This is a genomic window from Niastella vici (genome assembly GCF_002077945.1).
Taxonomy (GTDB): Bacteria; Bacteroidota; Bacteroidia; order Chitinophagales; family Chitinophagaceae; genus Niastella; species Niastella vici.
On sequence record NZ_LVYD01000041.1, the window covers coordinates 37,006 to 63,824 of the forward strand.

The window sequence follows — 26,819 nt, forward strand, 5'->3', positions numbered from 1 at the left end:
ACTGTAAAATATCATCGTACATGAAGATTTTTTACGCATTGTCCACTATCCTTTTATTGTCATTACAAGCGAAAAGCCAGGATCGGAATCCCGGAGAAGACCCTGCGACCACCATTGTAAAGTTTTACCCGAACCCTGCCACTTCAATTATCACTTTCGACTTTCAACGCGGCTACGATAAATCACTGAACCTGCAGATATATAACTTTATTGGCAAAAAAGTACAGGAAATCAATAACGTAACTCCCAAGACCACGGTTAACCTCAACGATTTTTACCGGGGTATTTATATCTTTCAGCTGAAAGACAAGAACGGCAAGGTGATTGATTCCGGCAAGTTCCAGGTTTCTAAATAATACTATATCTACCTAATTATAAAGTCTCCCGATGCATCGGGAGACTTATTTTTTATACCGGGCTGCGGTACTACTATCGCCAGCTGTTGTGTCACTTTGCAGATTCATCGGCATGCCGACGACTTCAGTCGGGACTTGTACGTTCGAAGCGCTATTGGGCAGGCCTGCTGCAATCTACAGCACCTGCACTATCAAAAACTTCAGATAATGCGTATTCTCCCATTCCCAAACGATGGGGTGATCGGCCGATTGGGTTTGAAAATTTACCTGCCGTATTTTTCTTCGGGCATCCTTGGCCGCTAACTGTATGATCTGTAAGAACAGGTCGGGTTGAACCAGGTTGGTACAGCTCGATGTTACCAGAAAGCCACCGGGTTTCACCAGTTTCATTCCCCGCAAATTGATCTCTTTATAACCAGTGATGGCCTTTTGAATATTATCCCTTGTTTTGGTAAAGGAAGGTGGGTCGAGCATAACCACATCATACTGTTTTCCCTCTCGGGCCCAGCCTTTAAGCACATCAAATGCGTTCATGCACTCGAACTTGCAGATACTATCGACCCCGTTCAGGGCGGCATTTCGGTTCGCCTGATCTACTGCGTTCTGTGAAATATCCAGGCCAAGCACCGATTTGGCGCCATAATGGGCTGCATGAATTTCAAACGTACCCGTATAGGTAAAGGTGCCCAGCACATCGGCTCCTTTTACAATATGTTGAATGGCGCGGCGGTTGTCCTGCTGATCGAGAAAATAACCGGTCTTTTGCCCATTCTCGATATCAACATAGAACTTCAGGCCATTTTCCTGAATGGTGATCTTTGTATCGAAGGGCGCAGATAAAAACCCTTTCTGCTGCTGCAATCCTTCCAGCTCGCGCACCGGCACATCATTACGTTCGTATATGCCTTTGGGCTTGAAGATCTTTTCAAGGGCTGCTACAATAGCGGGCTTCCATACATCAATACCCAGGGCCAGGGTTTGTATAACAAAGTAGTCGTTGAACTTATCGATGATCAGCTGCGGCAGGTTATCGGCTTCCCCGAAAATAAGGCGGCAGTTCTCAACATAACCCAGCTGCTGGCGGTATTGCCAGGCCTCGAGCAGGCGGTTATAGAAAAATTCCTCATTAATAACGTCTTCCTTTTTGCGGCTAAGCAACCGCACCAGGATCTGCGAACGGGGGTTGAAATAACCTTTCCCGATAAACTTCTTATCGTGGGTGTAAACATCTACTACGGCGCCCGGTTCCAACCCTTCCGGCGCCTCATGCACTTCATTGGCAAAGATCCAGGGATGCCCGTTCAGCACCCGTTGACCGATCTTCTTTTTTAATACTACCTGATTCATTCGCGCAAAAGTAGAATTATTGCGCGACAATGCGACTTTTTGGATTGTGACAGGTTCCTTTTGCAAAACCAATTGAAGCTTACTATCTTTTCACCATATACCATACCATTTATGGCAGCAGAGAATTTTCACATTGGTTTCGGCAATTATGATAAAAGCCCTGAATACTATTATTTAAACGACGCCAACCCGTTAAAAGCAACCATTTTCCTGGCCCTGAAACTGGGAAAGCCATTATTGATAACCGGTGAACCGGGAACAGGTAAAACCCAGCTGGCGCATTGGGCCGCCTGGTACCTGAGCAGGAAATCAGACCATAACATTACCCAATTCGTGCCCGAGCCATTTGTCTTCAATATAAAAAGTACCTCATCGGGCCGCGACCTGTTTTACAATTACGACGCCATTTCGCACTTCCAGGATAAAGAAGGCAAAAAGAACGTTACCAGCTTTATCAGTCTGGCAGGAATGGGACAGGCCATTTGTCAAACCCAGGGACGAAATGCGGCCATCGAAAAATTCGCCTTATCGGACATCCGGAACTTACACACCCTGCACGAACAACCGCGCAGTTCGGTATTGCTGATCGATGAAATTGATAAAGCACCCAGGGACCTCACCAACGACCTGCTAAATGAAATCGAAAACAACCGGTTCTATATACCCGAATGCGAAAAAGAGATCTTTAAAAGTGAAGACCGCAAAACAAGGGTGTTGGTGATACTTACCAGCAACAGCGAAAGAAGCCTGCCTGATGCCTTTTTACGCCGGTGCCTATTTTATCATATTCCTTTTCCATCAGAAGAAGACCTTATAAAGATCATCCTGCACCGCATAACGCCTTTCCTTGAAGAACTGGGCAATCATGCTAACATGGATTTTTACGATCACTACCAGCGGGCGCTGAAGCTTTTTCATTTGATCAGAAGTAAAACGCATGTTAAGCCACCATCAACCAGCGAACTGCTCGACTGGTTAAAAGTGCTGCACATGGAAAACCTCATAAGAGAAGATATCAATGTAAATACAGTTGGCTACCTGCCGCCCGAACGTAAAAAAGCCCTGCAGTTAAGCCTGTACACCTTGCTGAAAACAAAGGAAGACTTTGATGAAATAGAACAATTATTAAAACTCAGCTAGCCCGGATTGGAGAAGAAGAACCAATATACAATTCCCCTGGAAGAATTGCTGGCCCGCCTGAAAGCCAGCGGGTATGAGCTTTCCATACAGCAAACACTCGATATACAGGCGGCCTTGTTGACTACTCCGGTTTCCCGCATGGAACCAGCGCGGCTGAAATACCTTATTACGCCGGTAATAGCCAAAAACGACGAAGAGCAACGGCATATTCACCGCATCATCGATGGGTACGTGGCAGAAAAAACGAAGATCCCTCCCCCACCCGTTCCTCCGGTTACACGCTGGCGGCAGAAACATAAACAACTGATATTCTCCCTGAAGATAGCCGGTTTTTTGGCGGTGGTGATCGCCGGCATTTTGTTTTACATTTCAAACAACCATCAACCAACTGCACCGGTTTCCTCTAAACCCGTTGCACAGGTAAAAAAGGATACTACCCCCGTTGCTTCAGCACCGAAACCAGTACCGCAACCCGAAAACAAGCTGGCGAACCCCGTTACCACGCCCAACAGCAGCAAACAGGTCAACATCGTTGCCCAGCCATCTGGCCGGTATATTGCACCCGTGCCCATTGATTTCAATCTGCAAATGGCTGTTACCTTTGGTACGCTCCTCGGCGTTATTATGGCCTGGATCATTTTCTATGAGCGCAGGAAAAAAATGGAGATGAAAGAAAAGCAGCGCGCCGATGATGCCATTTTTATAAAACGTACTGAGGCCAAAAAGCGGCCCAATGCTTCGGGGTTTGAAATGGCAGGCGACCTGGCTCAGCCAACCATACAATTCGCCGAAAGAGATTACCTGGTGCACCAGCCCCGCGCCTTACAGAAAATAAAAAGCCATTTAAAAAAACCGGCCGTTATCCCAAACCCCGCTTTCGATGTTAAAAGAAGCATAACCCAAAGCGCCCGCAATGCCGGGTTTTCAACACTGGTATACTCAAGGGAATGGAAAGACAGGAAATATCTTATTTTAATGGAGGACCGGTATAGTGATGCACATATCAACTATTTAATGAATTACCTGGTGAATATAATAAGTGCCGCTGTTACCACGGTTATCCGGTTTAGTTTCACAGGTGATGTACACATGGTGCAGGATGAATATGGCAATTGGGTTTCCCTGGCAAACCTGGCCTATCAATACAAGGGCTATCACCTCATTATTGTCGGAAAGGGATATTCTTTTTTCGAGGAGCAACAGGATCAACTCCTGAAAAAAGAGCTGACTGATATTTTTCAGAACTGGACATCCCGCTCAATCATTACGCCAACACCGCTGCCTGACTGGTCGTACCAGGAAGAGCAATTACAAAGTAAATTTCTGCTTGTACCTGCCGATATTGAGGCCGTGGTGTTACTGGCAAAAGCCATAGCCGATGACGCATCCATAAGCAATCACCAACTGGCAAGAAGCCTGTCAAACTCATACAGTATTGCGGATTTCAATTTATATAATATACAGGATCTAAAGCAATACCTGAATGGCGATGAAAGGCTGTTCCAGATGGCTTGTTCGCTGGCCGTATATCCGCGTTTACAGTGGGCGCTTACACTCGCCTTGTTTGATGCGCAGCTAAAAAAGAATAGCAATGAAGAACCAACAGCAGCGCTTTCTTATGAATTGTTATTGAAGCTGGCTCGTATTCCCTGGTTATACGCCAATCAGCTTGATGATACTATAAGGTTACAGTTATTAACCGAATTAACGGTTGAAACAGAGACCACCGCCCGGGAAACCATCCTTGAATTACTGGATGAAGCCAGGCTCAACATCGTTCACGATTCGCCTGCCTATTCGGAATTAAACACCCAGTATAATATCAATGCATTCTTTCTGTTTTCTTTTGACCAATATAAATACCGGCAGTATTCAGGGGCAAAGGAAGTGATCAGCGAATATTGGAAAGGCCTTACAGAATGGGCGTTGAAAGAACATGTTGATAAAGGAGGCAGCGTCTTATTGCCCAGATACAAATCGGGCCAATCTTCGGTGCAGGAATTCCTGATTCAGGAAAAGCAATTTGAAAAGTGGAATATCAATTTCCTGAAAGTAGCCATGCTAACCCTGCCGGCCATTCTGCTCTATATTTTGTTCGGCATTCTTAAGCCGGCATTTGTTTATCCACCTCAGTTATATAAGAACGTATCGTTTGTCACTGTCATTAAAAAATCCGCTAACTGTAAACCCAATTTACAATACGTCATCAACTCAACAAATGGGCGGTCCGACACCATTCTATTGAACCAATTATCTCTTATCGACAGTATTCCAATTACAAATGTGCAATACGATGAAATAATAAACCTTGAACTGTGGACGAAAGACAACCTGATGCATCCATTATCCTTTGCGGCAACAGATTCTTTCTTTGAGGTGCAGATGGCATGTAAGTAAGGCCGGTTATTCGGGAACCACGTCCACCGTCTTCTTCTCCCAATCAACCGTTACGGTAGTGCCATCGGCAAATACGGTGCGTTCCTTTTTATAATTGCTGTCGAGGAATTCATGCTTCACCATTTCGGTGAACGCGAGCCGCTTGTTCAAATCGCCCATGCGCCTCACCATTTCGAGGTTTTCTTTATTTATTTCAAACCCACGGCCCAGCTGAGGCAGGCCTGCATACAGCAGGCCCCTGAGATCAGCATAATTATAAGTGGTCAATATGGCTTCGTGGTATACCAGGTCCCACAAAGGAATGGGAATGCCATTGCGCGCATTCAGCGGCGATGAAAAATCAACATACGGAACCGTCCAGTCGCAGGCAGCTTCCGTACCCACAATTCCCAGATTCGCCCGTACCCAATTATACACGCCTATTCTGTGACGCATGGCAGTTGTGCGGGTAGCTGGATGTTGCGGACTAAAATCTTCATCCGGCGGCACATAACCGAAAACATCCAGGTAGCTTCCACTGGGGTGGATGCCATTTTCAAACAATCCCTGGTAATTCTTTTTCACATGGCCCAGCATAAATGTACTGCTCAAATAACTCATTTTACCTCCATCCCAATAATCCATGTAAGGGATATTTCCTTCTTTAAAATCGCCAAACCGGGTACCGGGGAAAACCGCAGGCAGACTAATACTATCCTCTTCATGAATGGCAAATTGTTTATTGAATGATGGTGCATCCACATAATAATCGCGGTATTGATCGTGCAGCACAAACAAATAGCCCAGGTCATTTAACGCATTCTGCAATCTTTTCATTCCTTCATACCCACCGGCAGCCGGCGCCGGCGGTAATACATCGGGATGCTGGCGGTCGTAGCCCATTTTTGGCCAGCCTGTTAACACCACCATCAGGTTATTCAGTCCCTTTTGTTTCCATTGCCTGAATTCTTCTGCCCGTTGATCGAATGTGGTCAACCGGTAGCGCGTGGCCGTATCCCGCTTCCAGCGGTCGCCACCTTCTTTATAATCGGTTAAAATACCCGAGCGAATGATGGGTGTACCAATGAGCTGTTTTACCTGCGGGTTCTTAGCGATCTTTTCAGTAAGTGGAATAAATAATCCGGTTTCCATTACATACTTCCTGTATCGCTTTGCCATTTGCACATAATTCCCTTCTGGTATAAAACACATTCTGCCTGTACGGGGATAGGAGAACTTTCCCAGCGAGGCCCGCCAGCGGGGTCCAATCACCGTTGGCCCACCAGCCGGATGATTGAACTGGTAAGCGGCATCATCGGGTGTTTCTATAATGATCATCATGGCAGCCGTTCCTTTTTGAAAACCCCACCACGACATTGACCAGTCTTCAATGACATTGCTTTGTAATTCGCTCCTGTCTGTTTTTTTAATTGAACCATCCGGTTCAGAAGATCTTATAGGGTTATAGGGCTTTGGCCATTTACGGGGCAGCAGTACGCCCCGTACATTACTCAGCACGGTATAATCTACTTCGCCTGCTTCCAACGCGGTTGGCCAGTTCAGTTGCCGTACCACGGTTTGTTTTTCGGCTGCCGCCACATCAAACACCAGGTCTTCATCGGGCCCTTCCAGGGCCAGCGTTAAGTATAATTTACAATCAATATCCTTCCAGCCTTCAAGGGTCATTATGATCCCTGTTTTAAAACCCGGTTCATATGGCTCTACTTTTCTTTTTCCAGCATCGGCCAGGCGAATGGTAAATTCCTTTCCATTTCTTTTAACGATCATATCATTTACACCGGAAGGAACCATGTTCCATTGCACACGCCCCGCCCTGATGCGCACCGACAGGTCAGATTCTTTGACAATCACTGTTTGCTTTTTTCCGGTGATTGCCCAGGTACCATTTTGATTGGTTACCCTTACCGGGTTTGTTTGTGCAAACAGCGCCTGGGAGAAGAAGAGAAAAAAGACGAACACAAAAATCAGGTGATGGCAGTGCTTTGGTTTCATAACATTTTATTGAGGAATAATATTTATGGTTCTTCCTATATTGCAATTAACTACGATTAGCGGGACGGTGCACATACCCCTTTTACATTCCATTAAACAATATTGACAGGCCTGAAAATACCCAATCAATGAAATTATTTTTTCTAACCATTTCGTTTACCCTGGCCCTGTTATCAACCTCTTACCCGCAAGCACTCAATACCAAAAAGCTCGACAGCCTGTTCAACATGCTGCAACGGCATGGCCTTGCAAATGGCAGCGTTGCCGTATCGCTGAATGGTAAAATAGTGTACCAACGGGCCATTGGTTTTACTGCGCTCGACAACAATAAAAAGATCGCTCCTGATATCAATACTAAATACCGGATCGGTTCCGTTTCAAAAATGTTCACTACCGTTATGATCTTTCAGCTGATCGGGGAAGGCAAATTGCACCTCCAGGATAAATTAGCCACCTATTTTCCCCAGCTGCCAAATGCAGGAAAGATCACCATAAAAGACATGCTTTACCACCGCAGCGGCTTACATGATTATACCCACGACACTAATTTCCCCGACTGGATGGACAAGCACAAAACACATGAGGAATTACTACAAATAATCGCCAGCAAAGGCGCCGATTTTGAACCGGGCGCAAAAGCCGATTATTGCAATTCAAACTACCTGCTTTTAAGTTATATCATTGAGAAAATTGACCAGGTAACCTATGCAGTAGCACTGGAGAAAAGAATAACAACAAAGCTCGGATTAACCCATACCAATTATGGAAAGCCTATTGATATCAGCCGGAACGAAAGCGCCTCTTACAAATACGGCGACAGTGCCTGGGCCCGGCAGAAAGAAACCGATGTGAGCATTCATTGTGGTGCGGGTTCTATTGTATCAACTCCCGGTGACCTGGTGAAATTTATACAGCAATTATTTACCGGCCGGCTCATAAACCACGCCAGTCTCGACAGTATGAAAACCATGATCGATGGATATGGAATGGGGATGTTTCCTTATGACTTTAATTCAATTAAAGGGTATGGACATTATGGAAGAGTAGAAGAGTTTTATTCGGCGCTCACCTATTATCCTGAAAAGAAACTGGCAGTATGCTACATCACGAATGGGATCTTATATCCAAGAAGCGATATTGTGGACGGAATACAAAAAATATGTTTTAATGAAAACTACACCATTCCCTATTCACAAAAACCTGTATTAAACAGCACCGGTCTTACTAAATATGTTGGAGAATATTCGGGCAACCTGCCTTTTAAAGTGATCTGCAAAACAGATAATAACCAATTGATCTTTGATGCGGCGGGCAAAACAATGGAAGCGGAACCACTAAATCCCGATTATTTCATGAATGCCCGTACGGGAACGTTCTTTGCCTTCGATCCGGAGAAAGGGTCGCTGCAAATAAAGGAGACGGATAATGTGTATTTTTTGAAGAAAAAGTGAAATTGCTTTGCAAGACGAGTTGCAGCTTTTGCGGTTCAGGTTAAGGGTATTGTCATACGCAAATACTGTGTGTACAAAGCAATTCAACAAGATCCTGCTGGCATACATATCGCATTACTTCCCCGCCCCATTAACCCCCAATACCCGCTTACCGCCCCTGCTATCCATCACCTCTACACTCGCTACCGTACTATCCAACACTATAAACCGGCCCGACTGCGAAAGGAACGAAGCGCCATAATTAAACTCCCGCAACTGCGTTTTACCGTTTTGGTATTTAACAACCGCACGCACATCCTGCGGCCCCACAGCAATGCAATGCACCTGCTTTTTCAACCCATATATTTTTAACGGGCCGCGGTTTTGTGATGCAGCTAACATGTAGTTACCCAACTTATCTTTTAACTCAACCAGCGACTTGCCATTGCCGGGAATAAAAATGCCGCTTTGCAGCAACGACAAAGGCCTGAAACCACCTGTTCCATCACCCTGCAATAACAATCCATTGCAGCCATCGTACCGGCCAACTGAAACTTCCGTACCATAGTCATTGCCATTGATAAGCACATCCAGGTTGCCATCGCCATTAAAATCCTGCACCAGCATTCCATTCAAACACGAAAACTGGGCAAACACCGGCAAGGGTTGTATTTCAAACCGCCCATTGCCGAGGTTCTTCACCAGGCAATGCGAAAAAATGTTAGCCTGCACTACCAGGGCATTTTTCATTTCTTCTTTGGTGAACATTTGATCAAAACTGGCCGCCGCATATTTCTTATAATTCGGATATTTCATTTTGAAGCCTACTACCTGCTTCACCACATCATCGCGCATCTCCGCAATAAACTCCTTCCGTTGCGGGGGTTCGGCGCTTGCCGGCAAATACAATGAAGGTATGGCATCATACACGCCATTGTTATCAAAATCTTTCGCATACATCCGAACTGGATATGCCGCGCTTCCCCGGTAAAACGAATTCAATCCCAGGTTACCGGCTATATAATCTATATCGCCATCATTGTCAAAATCACCGGGTACGAGGCTCGTCCACCAGCCCTTTTGGTCCTGCACACCGGTTTGTGGAGTTATGTTGTTAAATTGTCCGTTCGTGTTTTTGATAAACGTCAGTGGCATCCATTCGCCGGCTAATAACAGATCGGGCCAGCCATCATTGTCAAAATCTGTCCATACTGCATCGCATACCAATCCAATTTTATCAAGGCAGCCCGCAATTGATTTCGTTACGTCGGTGAATTGCATTTTTCCTGCCTTTGAATCATTGCGATACAAGAAACTCGATACCGGTTTGGGATAACTGCCAGGCTCAACCCGGCCCGCTATGAACAGGTCTAAATCGCCATCCTTATCATAATCTGCCACGCGTACGCACGATTTACTGGTATAGTTTTTTGGGATGGCAGTGGTATCTAACACAAACCGGCCCTTGCCATCGTTAATGAATAATTTGTCGGCATAGGCCACATCGTTTGGCGCATGTTCATAACCGCCGCCGGCAATAAAGATATCCAGGTCTTTATCGCCGTCTGCATCAAACAGGGCAATGCCCATATCTTCGCCGGGTTTTGTTTGCTCACTGGCGCCAGGTTCCAACGACTTTGTTGTGAACAGGCCGTTCTCATTTTGTAATAACAATGTAGCGCTGTAGCCGCCTGAGCCGCCACATACCAGATCATCGAGCCCATTGCCATCTATATCGCCTACTGCCACTGCCGGCCCATACTCCGACAACTTATGCGGCAATAGTTTCTGGATATTGAAATCGATAAAATCATTTTCTGTTTGGGTGTATTGTATGCCAGTTTTAGCAGTGAGATCTGTGAACAAAGCATTTTCAGCAAATACACCCTGCTGCCAGCTGTACTGAATTGTCGCTTTTGCCCGGTCAACAATAAGCACCTGGTCGACTTTTACCTGTTGTAATACCTGCATCACCCCATCGGGCCATTTTACTACTACTGAATCTACCTGCGTAACTTTTCCCAATCCAAAATGCGCATCGCCCTGCACCGATGACAAATAGCCGCGCACCGGGCTCTGTTCATACACCTGTTGCTGACCCTGATAGTGTAAGGTAATCCAGGCGCCTGATCCGTTTTTATTATTGGCATTCCCCTGCAAATGAATACGCAAATAATGCGCACTTTCGGGCTTTTTATCGCGCAGCGTATTCTTATACACCATTGCTTCATCATTGATATTATTCACTACGAAATCTAGATCACCGTCATTATCCAGATCGGCCCAGGCGGCTCCATTGGAGAATGTTGGCGTGGTTAGTCCCCAGTCATTCGTTTCATTGCTGAACGTAAGGTTGCCGTTATTACGAAATGCATAATTATGGATCTTAACCTGCGGTATCTGTTTCAGGGTAAACTCCTTGCTTGCCACCTGGTTCGACTGCCGCCGGAAAGCAATAAAATCATGATCGGTTACATCTTTGGGATAGCCATTGGTAACCAGGATATCGCGCCACCCATCATTGTCAAAATCCTGCACCAGCGGCGCCCAGCTCCAGTCTGTTTCTGCCACACCGGCTAAAAAACCGATATCTGCAAACACCGGATCGCCAATGGAATCTTTTTGCAGCACCCTTGGGCCCAGGTTCAGCTGCAGGGTATTACGCACATACTGGTACTGATAATGATAATAATCTGAATTCTGATATATCAAATAACTATTAGCCCCCAGCATCATTTTCTTGCGGTAGTTATCTTCGGGGTTCATATCCAGTTCCACTACATCGGCCAGTCCATCGTTGTTGATATCCACCACATCCTGTCCCATGCCATTGGCCGATGTATGCTTGAAGTAGGTTGCTGCCTTATCGGCGAATGTGCCATCGTGGTTGTTGATGTACAGAAGGTCGTTCGATAAAAAATCATTGGTAACAAAAATATCTTTCCAGCCATCTTTATTAAAATCGGCAATCGACACGGCGTGCCCATACCCTTCTATGGTTACCCCCGCTTCGCGCGTTACATTGGTGAACACCGGATGCTTCAGGGATGTATTATAATCATTGCGATACAATCGCCCGGTGCTGTAATGCGAACCATCGGTAACTTTAGGTCTGAACACCGATGGGTTATCCTTATTCCTGATCTCATTTACCACCAGGTACATGTCAAGATCACCATCATTATCATAATCGAAGAATGCTGCCATAGTGCTGAAAGTGGTGTCGTTCAAACCATATTCAGCCGCCATATCCCTGAATTGCGGAACGCCGTTTTTATCAACTCCCTGGTTAATGTACAACAGGTTTTGCCGTTGGGTTGCATTTGATGACATAGTAGCACATACATACAGATCGGTTAATCCATCATTATTGATATCAACGACGGTAACGCCGCGGCACCAGCGGCCGGCGCCGGTTACACCGGCCTGTTCGGTAACATCGCTGAATGTCAGATCGCCTTTGTTCAGGTATAATTTGTTGGGCACCAGGTTGCCGGTAAAATAAACATCCTGCAAGCCATCATTATTAAAATCGCCGATCCCCACGCCGCCGCCATTGTAAATATTGGTCATATCGATAGGGTTGATGGAATCATTCTCGACAATGATATTATTGAAGTGAATGCCCGAATGCGATGAGGAAATAGTTTCAAACAGGGTGTGGTGATTGTTGCATGCTGATAAAAAAATCAGCAATACTGTAACAACGGATAAAACCTTGATGATATGCTTCATGCAAACAAATGCTTATTCATTTAAAAAAGCTAGTAGCAAGCAGGGAACCTCTTACCCCACTCACTACTAGCAATTACTATTTACCTATATATCGAAACTTACTGCGCTAAAATATCAATACCCGATGTTCTGCTTCAAATTGAGCGTTCCCGTTGCATTCTCCACATCTATCTGCGCTTGCGGTATCGGGAAATATTCATTCTTTTTAGTTGTAAACGTAGCCGACGTGTTCACCGCAAAAATGGTTGGTCTTGCTTTTTCAGCAGTAGCATACGCATTTAACACAGGTCCCATAATGGTTCCGCTGTTATTGTCCCAGCGTGACAGATCGAAGAACCGTTGTCCTTCCATGGCCAGCTCTAATTTTCGCTCAAACATAATGGCCTTGCGGGCATAGGCCTTATCATTGAATGCGCCGGCGGGATATGGCTTTATTAAATAATTATCTGCCGGCGTTGTCAGCGTTTTATACTTGCCGCTCGATGCATCATATTCGCTGTTCTTATACACCCAGCCGCTTGCATCTGCAGCCCTGTTGCGAACGTAATTAACATACGCAAGCGCTTTGTCGGCGCTTCCTGCTTCAATTTCACATTCGGCCGCCCACAACAATATATCTGAGAAACGGATGAGGTTTACGTTGTTGGCATCCATTTGTGTGGGTCCCCAAAAACTGGTTTCGGTTGACGACAAAAGATTTTGTTGCGCCTTGGCGTATACATTTTTCTTGGGACTGAAATAGCCATCGGTACCCGGGTCACGGATCCAGGTGTTTACCGGTGTTGGACCCCAGTCGAAAAATGGAATGCCGGGGCGGCCCATCGTCCAGTCGAGCCGGGGATCGAGCGTACCGGTATAAGGACTGGCCGGGTCGCTTACATTGGGCGCTGCATTATAGGTATCGAATAATGGCAATCCATTGGCATCTGTTTTAAACGAATTGGCCAGTGAAATGGAAGGATTGTTGAATCCGCAGCAACCGCCAGGTCCGGCACTGTTGGGAAAGTTCAGGTTATCGCCATAATTACCATTGGTGCCTGACCCATCGTTTACTGAAGCCTGATAAGCAAAGACAGATTCGGCACTGTTATCAGTAGCCGCATTGAAATTATCTTCAAAATTCACCAGTTTATAATCGAGCCCACCGGCAGTTTTACCAGCGCCGGTTCCGCCATAAGCAGCCGGAATTATTTTATCGAGCTGGGTTTTGGCCTCAGCAAATTTATGTTCATACAACAGGCATTTAGCCAGGTATGCAATGGCCGCCGATTTGTTGGCCCTTCCCTTTTGCGGTTGTACATCGGGCAAATTGTCGATGGCATATTGAAAATCGGCTTCAATCTTTGGCCAGATGTTTATAAAATTGCCTGATGCATCTATATTAGGCACATTCACGTTATTACTGGCCACCGATATGGTTTCATCAACGTATGGCACATTGTTCCACATTTTCTTGGCTTCAAAATGAAAATGGCCTCTTAAAAAACGGGCTTCGGCGCTCATAACCTTTCGGTCGGCGGCAGCTATGGCAGTATCTTTTGCCAGAAAACGCAGCACATCATTGGCCCGTTGCGCGCCATCGTATACTGCCTGCCATTTCTGGTTAAAATAAGGATTGTTGGCATTGTATGCCCAGGTTTCAATAGGCACAATATCGCCCTGGTCAGAGGGTGTTGATCCTTTATAGGAATCATCTGCCGCCACGCTGCCAAATACCCAGTTAGAAGCGGCAGACCCCCAGCTGTTGCCGGCGGCACCGCCCTGCCCGCTTACCATATGATAAGCGCCAACCAGCAAACCTTCGATACCGGTTTGATTGAGTATTTGATCGGGATTATAAGCACCCAGTGGTTTCTTCTCCAAAAAACCTTTACCACAGGCAATAACCAGTACCAGCGTTACCAGGCAGCCAGCCAGCACCAATTTATATGTTACAGGAATCTTTTTCATAGTCGCATTCATTACTGTGTTAGAAAGAAAGGTTTACTCCTATCAGATAATTTTTCTGGTTAGAAGGATAGTTACCGAAGTCAATGCCAAAGTTGGTATTGTCTTTCAGGTCACTACCGGTTAACTCGGGATCGAGGCCGGTGTACTTTGTAATAGTGAACAGGTTGGCAGCCTGTATGTAAAACCGGAGCCGCTCTACGCCAAACTTCTTTGTCATAGCATGCGGCATTGAATACCCGAATACCATGGATTTACACCGCAGGAATGAACCGTTTTCGAGATAATAGGAGTTATACTGCGTGGTGTTGCTGAAGTTAGCCGTGCGTTCGAGCCGGGGCACCTTGGCATTTGTGCGGGTAGGCGTCCAGGAATTATACACTGCATCTTTACTTACGGCGCCATCGAATACCTGTGGAAAATCGGTCCAGTAACGAACGTAGTTAATTACATCATTTCCAACCGAAGCATAAAAGAAGGCTGAGAAATCGAAGTTCTTGTAACTGGCTTCCAGGTTCAGCCCGGCAGTGAATTTGGGATTGGGATTTCCAAAGAACACGCGGTCGCTGTCACTGATCCTACCATCCCCGTTTGCATCCAGGTACTTGAACCGGCCCGGCGCCGCAGCTTCCTGTTTGGGCGATTTAATTACATCTTCATCGCTTTGAAACAGACCGATCACTTTATAGCCATAAAATGCACCTAAGGCCTCGCCTGGTTGCAGCCGTGAGAATGCACCAAACCGGTTTGAACCGGTACTTACCCTGTCGAGGTATTTTGTACCTGCCGGTAAACTTTTTACTTTATTATGATAGGAAGTAAAGGTGGCGGTTACCCCAAATTTCACATCAGAGATATCGCCATTATAAGTGGCCGACATGTCGATACCGGTATTCTGAATATCGCCGCTATTGGCAAAGGCGTTCTGTGCGCCACCGGCTGTTGCTGGCAATGATGGTACAAATAATAAACCACTGATCGCTTTCTTATACCATTCAATTGAAAAGCTAAGACGGTTATTCAGCAAAGTTGCATCAACCCCGATGTTGGTTACAATGTCTTCTTCCCAGGTAGTTTTTGGATTACCCAGCTGACTGGCATATATTCCGGGAACCGTACCATTGTTGCTACCATTGAGATCGTAGAATGAATTGGGAGCAAGTTGCTGAAACAGATTGAATGCATTAGTAGGCCTGATGTTACTGATGGAACCTAATTTACCCCAGCCGGCACGTAGTTTGAGGTCGTTCACCCACGACACTGTATTCATAAATGTTTCGCGTGTTAAACGCCAGCCGGCGGTAACTGAAGGAAATACACCCCAGCGGTTATCCGGTGCAAATACTGAAGAACCGTCGCGGCGCAACGTAGCGCTTAATAAATACTTGTCGGCATAATTATAATCAACCCGGCCAAATTGTGAGTACAGTGAACTTTGTACCGGAGTGGCCGGATTGTTATTATCAATGGTAACACCGTTGTTCACACTTAAATTACCGTTTGTTTGTCCACCGGGCGAACCAAACAACAGTGTCCACAAGGCCGGGTCAACGGTAAGGGCGCCGGCATCGGTGATGGGGTAATTTGTTCTGGTGGCCCAAATACCCTTTTGATAATTGCTAATAGCTTCTGTACCAACCAACACTTTTATAGTATGATCACCGATAACATTATTATAGGTTAATGTATTGGTCCAGGTCCAGCTGTTATTGAACATGTAATACTCAGTAAAGGCGTTGGGGTTCTTATTATTCTCCGCATTCTCGTATTGCGTATAATCGAATATGTTCCAGGCATTATTATCTACAAACCCGCCAAAGCTGGTGCGTGCCGTAAAATGTTTCAGCACATCTACTTCCGCAAAAACATTTCCCTGTACCTGGTAATCGTTGCCTTTGTTATTGTGAATGCGTTTCAGATTGGCCACGGGGTTCTCAGAGTTACCCAGGTTTTGCGAACCGGTTCCGGCAAAATTGCCTTTGATGTCGTAAACCGGTATAATGGGACTTTCGCGATAACTGAACGAAATGGCATTGCCTTCATCCTGGTTACCATTGGGGAATCCCGGATTTTGCCGGTAAACGAAATAGGCATTTTCGCCAATACGAATCTTATTATTCAAATTAAACGTGGTATTGATCCTGGTGGTGTATCTTTTTAAAAACGTTTCAAGCAGTGTACCCTTTTGATCAAAATAGCCAACCGACATATAAAAGGTTGAGCGGTCGCTGCCCGATGATACCGACAGGTTATGGCTGGTGATCACGGCCGGTTTAAATATTTCATGGAACCAGTCTGTTCCCTGCTTATTAGCCTTTGTGATCTGGTTATCGTACAGCTTGTAGGTAGAAGGATCGGTATTGGGATCTCCTTCTTTGGCAGCGGTAGGCGTTATATAATCCGGTATTACCGGTGTTGTGCCGGTGCCGAATTGTTTATTGCCGGGTGTGAGGCCGCTGTTAATATAACTCTGCTGAATGGCGTTGGCAGTTTCCTGGGTATTGGCAATATTAAACCCGTCTTTCAATGGCCGTTGTGTACCCACATAAGCATCATAACTTATTCTGGGCTTCCCCGTCCTTCCTCTTTTGGTGGTTATAATTACTACCCCGTTTGAACCGCGCACCCCATAAATGGCGGCGGAGCCGGCATCTTTCAAAACCTGAATAGATTCAATATCGTTCACATTAATGTCGTGCATGCTACCCTGGGTTCCGTCGATGATCACCAGCGGATCGGTTGAACCCACAGAGGTAATACCGCGAATGCGGATGTTACTGTTACTGCCAGGAGCACCCGAAGTTACGATGGTTACACCCGATGCCTGTCCCTGTAAGGCCTTCTCAGGAGTACCTGTAGGTATCTGCCGCATGTTATCGACCTCTACTACAGCTACCGCTCCGGTAATGTCTTTTTTTCGCTGGGCAGTGTAACCGGTGATCACCACTTCATTGAGGTTCGAAGTGGTTGTTTTCAATGCTACCGTGAGGGTAGTGTTATTGCCAACGGGCATTTCCTTTGGCTCAAAACCGATTGAAGAGAACACCAGCACGGCCGACGTGCCGGGAATAATAATAGTGAACGAACCTTCTGCATTGGTTTGCGTGGCAACGTTTGAACCCTTTACCGTTACGGTGGCGCCGGTAAGAGGCTGGTTGTTGCTGTCCGTTACTTTTCCGCTAAGAGATCTTTGTTGCGCAAGAATCGTTGTGGCAGGTAATAGCAATAGAATGACTAGCCACAACCTAACAGTTAGCTTTGAGGGCATAATCGTTGATTTTTGTGTAATGTTTGGTTGTGTAAACGCTGTATTTAAATTTACCGATAAATCACAAGTTCCATGAAATAAAATTCACGTTTTTGACATGCCGTTAGTGAAGAAAGAGGCCTTTTTATTTTTTACATATTTTACCTGTTGATAATTAATTCAATCAATAAAAATGTAACGTAACGTATATCAGTATCTTGATTTTATTTCAAAGAACTCCTATTTAAATGTATCTTATTTAGAGGAGTACCCTACGGTAATTGCTGCAACCGGTAAAAAAAATGTTAGTAAAGGTTAAATATTCATTGAGTTAATTACGGCTTTCGCATACTGTTACAACAGATTATACAGCGTACTAACTAAATGCAAAACGTTTTGCAGATGAATGGAACAACGCGCAAAACAGTACGACATCGGCTAATAGGATCCGTTATATATGGCATATTTGAGTATTGAACATATCAAAAGGTTGCCGGCTCGTGAAATTGAAATTGACGGGAATTCGTCTTCCACCTACTTATTATAAAATTCTCACAGGCGATGATCGGGTCCCAGGTTTCAGGTAGCTGGTTACAAGGCTGCTGTTTTGGGCGGCCGAAAACCTTTTAACATGCTGCAATGAAAGCCCTGCAACATGTACCGTGTAACCGGCAACCTGTAGTAACCGGCTCTCCGGGAAATCGAAACCCGGTTTCCGCAACATGTACCTCGTAACCGGCTCTCCGGGCAATCGTAAACCGGTTTCCGCAACATGTACCATATAACCGGCTCTCCGGCAATCGAAACCTGGTTTCCCGCAACCCATTATCTTTGCACCCCATTTGGCGGCCAGGCATTTTCTGCCACCGGCAGAAAAAGTGTCTTATTAGCTTTTAAAAGCCAAAAAATAAGACAATTTGACCTGCCCGTGCGCACTGGCAAAATAATTGACTAATATAGCTTTACCAGTGAAAAATGGTATTTTTAGCGCCGCCGCACCTGCTGCGCCGCATTTGATGCAAAAAACACCGGTTCCGGCCTGCCCGGAAGCGGGTTTTGACCGTCAATATTTCAGTTTTAGAAAGTGAAAAAACACGTAAGCGATAGTTATGACAGATAATGAAAAAAACACCGTGAACCGTGAAAACGGTACCAATGCAATGGATATCAATACCGATGAAAGTATCAGTGGTACTTCACATCTTAATGAACCCGTTACCAGTGAAGATGAGGTTGAAAAGCTAAAATCTGAGATCGCAGAGTTGAAAGATAAATACCTGCGGCAGGTAGCTGAATTTGACAATTTCAGAAGACGCACTGCCAAGGAAAGGATAGAAATGATTCAAACCGCTGGCAAAGAGGTTATTACCTCCCTGCTCGAAGTACTGGATGATTGCGACCGGGCCGAAAAGCAATTACAGGCCAGTGATGACACCCAGGTAAAAGAAGGCATTCAACTGATATTTAATAAATTAAGAAGCACCATGCAAAGCAAGGGCGTAAAACCCATGCAAACCATCGGCACTGATTTTAATCCCGATCAACACGAAGCAATCACTGAAATTCCTGCCCCCACAGCGGCCATGAAAGGCAAGGTGATAGATGAGGTTCAGAAAGGGTACTACATGAATGACAAGATCATAAGATTCGCCAAAGTCGTTGTTGGGAAATAAAAGCCGGCACCATCAAATATTAAACAAACAAGATGTCGACGAAAAGAGATTATTACGAAATATTAGGGGTTTCAAAAGGTGCTTCGCCCGATGAGATCAAAAAGGCCTATCGCAAAGTGGCCATGCAATTTCACCCCGACCGTAACCCTGGTGATAAAGTAGCTGAAGAAAAATTCAAGGAGGCTGCTGAAGCATATGAAGTATTGAGCGATGCCGATAAGCGGGCTCAGTACGATCGCTTTGGTCATGCCGGTGTACAGGGCAATGGCCGTGGCTTTGGTGGCGGCGCTTCGAACATGGAAGATATTTTCAGCCAATTTGGTGATATTTTTGGCGACGATATTTTCGGTAGCTTTTTTGGTGGCGGTGGCAGAAGAGGCGGTCAGCGCATGCGTGGTGTTCGCGGCAGCAACCTCCGCATCAAGATCAAACTTACTTACGAAGAAATAGCCAAGGGCGTAACCAAACAGGTAAAAGTAAAGAAACACGTTCCCTGTGGCACCTGCCATGGCAGTGGCGCCAAAGACAAAGGCAGCGTTCAAACCTGTAATACCTGTGGCGGAACCGGTCAGGTTCGCCGCGTTTCAAATACCTTCCTGGGGCAAATGCAAACCGTTACCACCTGCCCTACCTGTAATGGAGAAGGAACTACCATCACCGCCAAATGCGGAACCTGTAAAGGAGAAGGCAGGATGTACGGAGAAGAAACGGTTACACTCGATATTCCCGCCGGTGTGCAGGAAGGCATGCAGCTGAGCCTCGGCGGACGCGGTAATGCCGGTGAACGAGGCGGCCCTCCCGGTGACCTCATCGTATTAATTGAAGAAGAACAACATAAAGACCTGCATCGCGATGGATTGAATGTGGCCTATGAGCTGCACCTTTCGTTCCCCGATGCCTGCTTTGGCACCTCAGTTGAAGTGCCTACCATCGATGGCCGCGCCAAGATCAAAATACCGGCCGGCACCCAAAGTGGCAAGATCTTCCGCCTGAAAGGAAAAGGTTTCCCCGGCGTGAACTCTTATGAAAAAGGCGATCAGCTGATTTATGTTAATGTGTGGACGCCGCAGAACCTTTCTGCTGAAGAAAAAACCGCACTGGAGAAAATGAACAGTTCGCCCAACTTCAAACCACAACCGGAAAAAAGCGATAAAAGCTTTTTCGATAAGGTGCGGGAAATGTTCTCCTAATATAAAATACTGATAAGATAAATTGTCAATCCCGCTCTGCGGGATTTTTTTTGTACTTACAGCAACTTCTTTTTCTTCCGTTCCTTCCCGTAGATCTTTTTCGCCTTTTCAATAATGGTAATAAACTCCTGCTGAATAGCGTCATGGGCATCTTCCGATTCGGTGGCCAGCTTTATGACATCGCTAAAACTGTAATTGCGGGCATATTTTGAATCTTTGAGCAGGCCGGCAAACATTGCTACCGAAGAAGCAAAGCGGTAAGTAGCCGGTAACATGTTGAATGGCGTAACTGTATAGGGGCAGCGATAAGTGGTATAACGTTGCAGGGTATCGTTAGGCAGTTTATATCGAATGCTTATATTGGCCAGGTTACCATTTGTACCGGGCCCGCCAGCAAAAGCAGGGTCCAGCTCAAACAGGGCGATCACCGAATGTCCCGAGCCTACTTCTCCCCCATCGAGCTCACTCACCGAATCAACCAGCGCTTTCCATTTGTTATCAAAACCAATGAGCCGGTAGTTCTTTACCAGATTGGGGTTGAAGTCGATATTCAGAAAGGCATTATCAGCCACGCTGTACAATGTTTGGGTCAGTTCTTTCACCAGCACCTTTTCCGCTTCGCGTTCATTATCGAGGTAGGCGAAATTGCCATTCCCTTTTTTGGCGAGCACTTCCAGTTTCGAATCTTTATAGTTGCCCATGCCCACGCCCAAACAGGTTAAATAAATACCCGATTGTTGGTGCAGGGTAATGAGTTTTTCCAGCTCATCGTCGCTTGTTTGCCCCACGTTGAAGTCGCCATCGGTGGCCAGTATAACGCGGTTATTGCCCCCCTTTATGAACTGGCTTTTGGCGAGGCTATACGCAGTTCTGATGCCCGATTCGCCGGGTGTTGAACCGCCCGGGTACAGGTCTTCAATAGATTTGCGGATCTTCTCTTTTTGAGTTCCCGAGGTGGGCGGCAACCAGATGCCAATGGTGCTGCCATACACCACAATGGAAATGGTATCCTTATCGCGCAGGTTATTCACCAGTAAGGTAAAGGCCGATTTCAACAATGGTAAACGGTTAGGCATATCCATGCTGCCCGAAACATCTATCAGGAACACCAGGTTGCTCGGGGGTATTTTTTCCGGATCGAGCTTACGGGCTGAAATATGGAGGGCCAGCAACTGGTTTGCCTTGTTCCACGGACATTCGGTAACATAAGACTGAAAACCAAACACACTATCACGGGGAGGGTCAATGTAGGTAAAATTGAAATAGTTTAACAGCTCTTCTGTACGCACCGCATCGGGTGGTACGGTGGTATTCATGTTCAAAAAACGGCGCACATTGCTGTACGAGGCTTTATCGGTGTTGATGGCAAACCCCGTTTCGGGATATTTTTCAGTTTGCACAAAATCATTTTCCACCAAAGAATTATAAGTCTCCGTACCTACCGTCCAGTTACGCCGGTCGCTGGGTTTCAGGTTGCGGGTAAACGATAGCAGGCGGTTCTTTTGCAGATTGGCCGAAGTAAATAATGTTTTTAAAATAAGGGAGTGATATTTGGCGGTTTCCAGTTTTACCGACAATGCCTGATAGCCATCGAGCGAAACGGTAACGGAGTCAATAAGTTTGGCGGTCATAATACCAAAGGAGCCTCTGCTGCCCGATGAGTATACATACCCTGTTGAATGAAGCACAATGCGTGCATTCGACAGAAGATTATTCTTTTCGTCCCTGATCTCACCGCGTAAATAATATTGGGCGTTTGCGGTAAAAACAAACAGGAATGAGGTTAATATGACGACAGCAGTTTTCAATATGCTGAAATAATTGCATAGTTTACTGATTAACAAGCCAGTCCCGTTTAGCCGGGGCTATTCCGTTAACAGATCCAACTTACTAACTTTTCAACGCTTACTCAATCAACTTAAAAATTTCCGGAATATTTCTACCCAGTCCGTCATAATCCAGGCCATACCCTACAACAAATTTGTTGGGGATAGAAAATCCAAGGTAATCAATGGTAATGGGGAATACCGTTGCTTCGGGTTTGTGCAGCAGCGCTACAATTTTTAACGAGGCAGGTTGCTGGTGGTGCAGCTGTGGCAAAAATTCGCTGAGGGTTTTTCCCGTGTCTACTATATCTTCTACAATCACCACATCGCGGCCAAACAGGTCCATATCAAGGCCGATAGCGGTTAATACATGGCCGGTTGATTTGGTTCCTTTATAAGAGGCCAGCTTTATAAAACAGATCTCGGCATCAATGGCAAGCTCTTTGAACAAGTCGGCCGCAAACATAAATGAGCCATTCAAAATAGCTATGAACAATGGCTTTTTGCTGGCATAATCGGTGTTCAGTTTTCCGGCAATATTTTTTATTCTGTCAGCAATCGTTGCAGCACTAAGGTATGGTTCAAATTGTTTGTCGTGTACGCGAATTTCGCCCATAAATCAATTTTTGTAAATAACCAGTTCCTGTCCGGTCTTCAGGCCATTACCAGTCAGTTTATTCCAGTCTTTGAGTTGTTCTACTGTAATACTATACTTTTTCGCGATACTATACAAAGTTTCTTTTTCCTGCACTATATGTAAACTGGCAGTTACCGCCGATGAGTTGCCGGGTGTGATCTGGTCGGGTGTTACCACCGGGGGTTTAGGCGTTTCCATCACCACATCCTTTGCCAGTTTGGGTCGTTCGGGCGCCTTATCCTGCAGGTATAATTTTTCGCCAACGGCCGGCTCGCCCTCATTTTGCAAATGATTGTAATTAATGAGGCTTTCGAGCCTGATGCCTTCGCTTTGGCAAATATCGTATAGTGTTTCGCCGGGTTTTACTTCGTGGAACTCATTCTCACCCGATTTGCGTTTGCGCTGTACAAATACCAGTTGGTCCTGGCCCAGCACATCGTCGTCTTCTTCATCCATTTCATTAAAATCGAGCAGGTGTTTCAGGGAAATATCGTATTCTTTGGCAATACCCAGCAGGGAGGCGCCTGCTTTGGCATAGATCACCCGGGTTCTGTTAATGGTAAACTGTCCTATGGGATAATCAACCGGTGCCTTGGGTGTAGCAGGCAGTTTTATTTCCTGAATGGCCACACCGTTACTGATGCTCACCGGCTTGCCGCCACCGGCCAGTATTTCATCTTTGGGCGATAATTTGCCCATAGCAATGAGCGTATACTGTTGCAGGTTGTAATCTTCGATGTATTTGATCAGGATCTGCGGATATTTGGGATTGGTAGCATAACCGGCCTTTTTTAACCCGTATGCCCACTGGCTGTAATCGGTAGGGTCAATCTGGAACAAAAAGGCATACCGGCTGCCATTTTTCAGGAAATCAGAATGATCTACATAGGATTGTTCAGCCTTTGTGTAGCTTCTGAAACATTCGCCGCGTGCATCATCATCGTGATACACTCTTTCGCCCTTCCACTCGTCCCGGCACTTGATACCAAAATGGTTATTCGATTTTATTACCAGGTCGCTTTTGCCGGCCATACTTTCATGTATGCCCTGCGCCAGGGTAATGGAAGCCGGAATGCCGCTGCGCTGCATTTCGCGAATGGCTATTTCCTTATAAGTATTAATGTAATCGACTACATCGCTGTTGCGTTGTGCCTTGAGGCCCTGCACTGCGAAAATTGCTATTACAACCAGTAATCGTTTCAACGGTTTCCTATTTTATTTTTTTCGAATCATTAATAATCCGTCCCGGACGGTTAACAGCACCTTGTCGACACTGGCATCCTGCTGCACATATTCATTGAACTCCTGAATAGCTTTCGCATTTTTGCCGGCTACCGGTTGCTGTAGCACCTGACCGTGAAAAAGCACATTATCCGCTATGATCAGGCCGCCTGGCCGCACCATTGGCAACACCAACTGGTAATAATGGGTATAGTTTACCTTATCTGCGTCAATAAAAACCAGGTCCCAGGTTTCATTCAACCCCGGGATTATGCTTAACGCGTTCCCTACATGCAAAATTATCTTTCCCGCGTCAATTGACCTATTGAAATTTGCCTGGGCTACAGAAGCATCCTGATCCCTAAGCTCAATTGTATGTATTTTTCCATCTTTTAACAACCCCTTAGCAAGGCAAAGGGCGCTGTAACCGGTAAAAGTGCCTATTTCGAGAATGCGCCGGGGCTGTAATAAATAGCTGATCATTTCCAGGAATTTGCCCTGTACATGACCGCTTAACATGTGCGCATGCGGATGCAGGGCCTGGGTAGCCGCTGATATTTCCTGCAAAAGCGCCTCTTCGGGCGAGGTGAACTGACTGGCATATGCCTGGGCCAGGGGATCGGTAATCTCCAAATGTTTGTTTTTTGCAAAGATAGTATGTCGGGAGTTGTGAGGGGGAATCGGAAGGCAGTTCCTGAGTTATTCAGTTAAATCCACAACTACTTTTAAACTTACGAACTCTCTGTTTGCTTAGCCCTCGGTCGGGAGTCAGAAAATCCATTCACCTTCAAAAATGGCCTCCCGACCTCAGACTAAACACTCCAGCTATCGTAAATAAGTTGATTGATAATTCCTGTTCGTAGCACGCTCTTCACCTGTATCGATTCTTCGTTTATTGTATGACGGTAATTGTAATGGTAGCTATTAAACGGGAGAAATTTCATTTTAGTTTATGAGTCATTTATTTTTTTGAATTCAATAAGTAGATCTGCTGTATGAAAATTTTTATACCAGGTGAAACAATAAACGCTCAGTCCTTTTATATGAATTGTTCACAATAAAAAAAGAAGTGCCGCCCCTATAACGGCGCGGCACTTTTAAAATATGATGCAGATCAGTTTTTGTTATTGTGCAACGGCTGCCTTTTTTGAAATGCTCAGCAAACCAAAATAGGTCAGCAATCCATTTATAATAAGCAGCTCAATTCCGATCTGGTAGCCGTTGAACCATTGCGCAGCGTTCTGGCTCAAAAAATAACAGATCACCGGTGCAGCCAGGCAGATGACAGTAATAAGTATGGTTGATGGTAAGGTTCTTTTGCTCAGGATGCCAAACGCGAAAAGCCCCAGCAACGGACCGTAAGTATACCCGGCCAGCGTAAGTATTTTATCAATGATACTACGATCGCCGATCTGGTAAAATATCATAATACAAATAAGGAAGATGAAGGTAAACGACAGGTGAACCGTTAACCTGATCTTTTTCTGTTGCTTTTCGGTAAGGTCATCTCGCCTTTTCAACCCCAGGATATCGATACAGAATGACGAGGTCAATGCGGTGAGGGCGCCATCGGCACTGGGGAACAGGGCACTGATCAATGCAATGATGAATATAATGGAGATAACCTGTGGCATGTGGTGGAGCGCCATCGTGGGGAAAAGCTCGTCGCCCATAATATCTTTACCATTCGACAGCAATTGCATTTTTGTAGCGCCGGCAGCATTGGTAGCCTGCGCATACTCAGCCCCATGATTCAACGCATACAGGTACAACAAACCGCCCAGCAACAGGAACAAAAAGTTTACCCCCGCGCTCACCAGGTTAAAGGTGATCATGTTCTTTTGGGAATCTTTCAGCGTTTTTACACTGATGTTCTTTTGCATCATTTCCTGATCGAGCCCGAACATGGAGATGGTGATAAACATACCGCCGATGATCTGTTTCAGGAAGAACCCGCCGCTTTTGGGATCAGTATTAAAAATGGTGGTATAGCCTTTGCCGCTTAGCGTGTGCATGGCTTCGCCAACCGAGATATGCATGTTGTTCAAAATGTATACGACTGTAACCACTAAACCAGCCAGCATAAGGGTGGTTTGCAGCGTATCGGTATACACGATCGTTTTTACACCGCCCTCGAACGTATACAACAGGATCATCAATAAAATAATAAGTGCAGTGACCACGAAAGGAACACCAAAACTTTCCAGGATGAAATGCTGCAATACAAAGATCACGAGGAACAACCGGGCGGTGGCGCCAACAGTACGGGAAATTATAAAGAACAGGGCGCCCGTTTTATAGGCAATGGTGCCAAACCGCTTCTGCAGGTAATTATAAATGGAAGTAAGGTTCATGCGGTAATACAGCGGCAGCAATACAAATGCCACCACCAGGTAACCCAGAATATAACCGATCACCACCTGGAAATAAGCAAATCCTTTATATGCATTACCCGCAAATGCACCTACTGTACCCGGTACCGAAACAAAGGTAACCCCGCTCAGCGAGGTGCCCACCATTCCAAAAGCAACAAGCATCCAGTTCGAATTACGATTGCCGATAAAAAAAGAATCATTGTTCGAATTCCGGGAAGTAACCCACGCAACAACCAGCAACAACACAAAATAACCGATCACAAAAGAGAACAACAGGGGTGCAGACATAAATAACGATGATTAAAC

General features: G+C 45.7%; 16 protein-coding genes. 6 read left to right on the top strand and 10 right to left on the bottom strand.

Features of this window, described 5'->3' with window-relative positions; all coding sequences use genetic code 11:
- Window positions 1–20: 20 nt before the first annotated feature.
- The gene (locus A3860_RS09800) at window positions 21–356 is read left to right on the top strand and encodes a T9SS type A sorting domain-containing protein (RefSeq protein WP_081146497.1); all 336 of its coding nucleotides are present in this window, start codon (window positions 21–23) and stop codon (window positions 354–356) included.
- A gap of 174 nt (window positions 357–530) precedes the next feature.
- Here A3860_RS09800 and A3860_RS09805 read toward each other — a convergent pair whose 3' ends face one another.
- Window positions 531–1,703 carry a class I SAM-dependent rRNA methyltransferase gene (locus A3860_RS09805; RefSeq protein WP_081146498.1) on the bottom strand — a complete coding sequence of 391 codons (1,173 nt, stop codon included), beginning with the start codon at window positions 1,701–1,703 and terminating at the stop codon, window positions 531–533.
- Window positions 1,704–1,814: 111 nt separating this feature from the next.
- Here A3860_RS09805 and A3860_RS09810 point away from each other — a divergent pair, with 111 nt between their 5' ends.
- Window positions 1,815–2,843, top strand: a complete 1,029-nt coding sequence (locus A3860_RS09810) for an AAA family ATPase (protein WP_143774039.1) — start codon at window positions 1,815–1,817, stop codon at window positions 2,841–2,843.
- Window positions 2,844–2,849: 6 nt separating this feature from the next.
- Complete coding sequence (locus A3860_RS09815) at window positions 2,850–5,240, top strand: hypothetical protein (RefSeq protein WP_081146500.1); 2,391 nt, start codon at window positions 2,850–2,852, stop codon at window positions 5,238–5,240.
- Between the two features lie 6 nt (window positions 5,241–5,246).
- Here the strand turns inward: A3860_RS09815 and A3860_RS09820 are convergent, their stop codons facing one another.
- Complete coding sequence (locus A3860_RS09820) at window positions 5,247–7,232, bottom strand: DUF5696 domain-containing protein (RefSeq protein ID WP_081146501.1); 1,986 nt, start codon at window positions 7,230–7,232, stop codon at window positions 5,247–5,249.
- 128 nt (window positions 7,233–7,360) lie between these two features.
- Between A3860_RS09820 and A3860_RS09825 the strand changes: the two genes are divergently transcribed.
- Window positions 7,361–8,683 (top strand): serine hydrolase domain-containing protein, encoded by a 1,323-nt coding sequence (locus A3860_RS09825; RefSeq protein ID WP_081146502.1) that lies wholly within the window; start codon window positions 7,361–7,363, stop codon window positions 8,681–8,683.
- A gap of 114 nt (window positions 8,684–8,797) precedes the next feature.
- Here the strand turns inward: A3860_RS09825 and A3860_RS09830 are convergent, their stop codons facing one another.
- From A3860_RS09830 to A3860_RS09840, 3 genes are all read right to left on the bottom strand, one after another.
- A complete protein-coding gene (locus tag A3860_RS09830; protein WP_081146503.1) occupies window positions 8,798–12,397 on the bottom strand; it encodes a VCBS repeat-containing protein in 3,600 nt (1,199 codons plus the stop codon).
- 114 nt (window positions 12,398–12,511) lie between these two features.
- On the bottom strand, window positions 12,512–14,347 hold the full coding sequence (locus A3860_RS09835) for a RagB/SusD family nutrient uptake outer membrane protein (RefSeq protein WP_081146504.1): 1,836 nt from the start codon (window positions 14,345–14,347) through the stop codon (window positions 12,512–12,514).
- Window positions 14,348–14,366: 19 nt separating this feature from the next.
- Window positions 14,367–17,612: a SusC/RagA family TonB-linked outer membrane protein gene (locus A3860_RS09840; protein ID WP_081146505.1), complete on the bottom strand. Its 3,246-nt coding sequence runs from the start codon at window positions 17,610–17,612 to the stop codon at window positions 14,367–14,369.
- A 1,088-nt stretch (window positions 17,613–18,700) separates the two neighbouring features.
- On the opposite strand from A3860_RS09840, the gene A3860_RS09855 reads away from it, so the two are divergent.
- Both A3860_RS09855 and dnaJ read left to right on the top strand, forming a co-directional pair.
- Window positions 18,701–19,264: a nucleotide exchange factor GrpE gene (locus A3860_RS09855; protein WP_081146508.1), complete on the top strand. Its 564-nt coding sequence runs from the start codon at window positions 18,701–18,703 to the stop codon at window positions 19,262–19,264.
- A gap of 32 nt (window positions 19,265–19,296) precedes the next feature.
- Complete coding sequence (dnaJ, locus tag A3860_RS09860; RefSeq protein WP_081146509.1) at window positions 19,297–20,454, top strand: molecular chaperone DnaJ; 1,158 nt, start codon at window positions 19,297–19,299, stop codon at window positions 20,452–20,454.
- A 56-nt stretch (window positions 20,455–20,510) separates the two neighbouring features.
- On the opposite strand, the gene A3860_RS09865 is transcribed toward dnaJ, so the two are convergent.
- The 5 genes from A3860_RS09865 to A3860_RS09885 all read right to left on the bottom strand — a co-directional run bounded on the left by A3860_RS09865 (window position 20,511) and on the right by A3860_RS09885 (window position 26,801).
- On the bottom strand, window positions 20,511–22,262 hold the full coding sequence (locus tag A3860_RS09865) for a vWA domain-containing protein (protein ID WP_143774040.1): 1,752 nt from the start codon (window positions 22,260–22,262) through the stop codon (window positions 20,511–20,513).
- 97 nt (window positions 22,263–22,359) lie between these two features.
- Entirely contained in the window at window positions 22,360–22,896 is a 537-nt protein-coding gene (gene hpt / locus A3860_RS09870; RefSeq protein ID WP_081146511.1) for a hypoxanthine phosphoribosyltransferase, read from the bottom strand.
- Between the two features lie 3 nt (window positions 22,897–22,899).
- Window positions 22,900–24,120: a glucosaminidase domain-containing protein gene (locus A3860_RS09875; protein ID WP_081146512.1), complete on the bottom strand. Its 1,221-nt coding sequence runs from the start codon at window positions 24,118–24,120 to the stop codon at window positions 22,900–22,902.
- Between the two features lie 12 nt (window positions 24,121–24,132).
- Window positions 24,133–24,771, bottom strand: coding sequence for an O-methyltransferase (locus A3860_RS09880; RefSeq protein WP_081146513.1), 639 nt, complete (start codon window positions 24,769–24,771; stop codon window positions 24,133–24,135).
- A gap of 491 nt (window positions 24,772–25,262) precedes the next feature.
- Window positions 25,263–26,801 (bottom strand): sodium:solute symporter, encoded by a 1,539-nt coding sequence (locus A3860_RS09885; protein WP_081146514.1) that lies wholly within the window; start codon window positions 26,799–26,801, stop codon window positions 25,263–25,265.
- Between the last annotated feature and the right edge of the window lie 18 nt (window positions 26,802–26,819).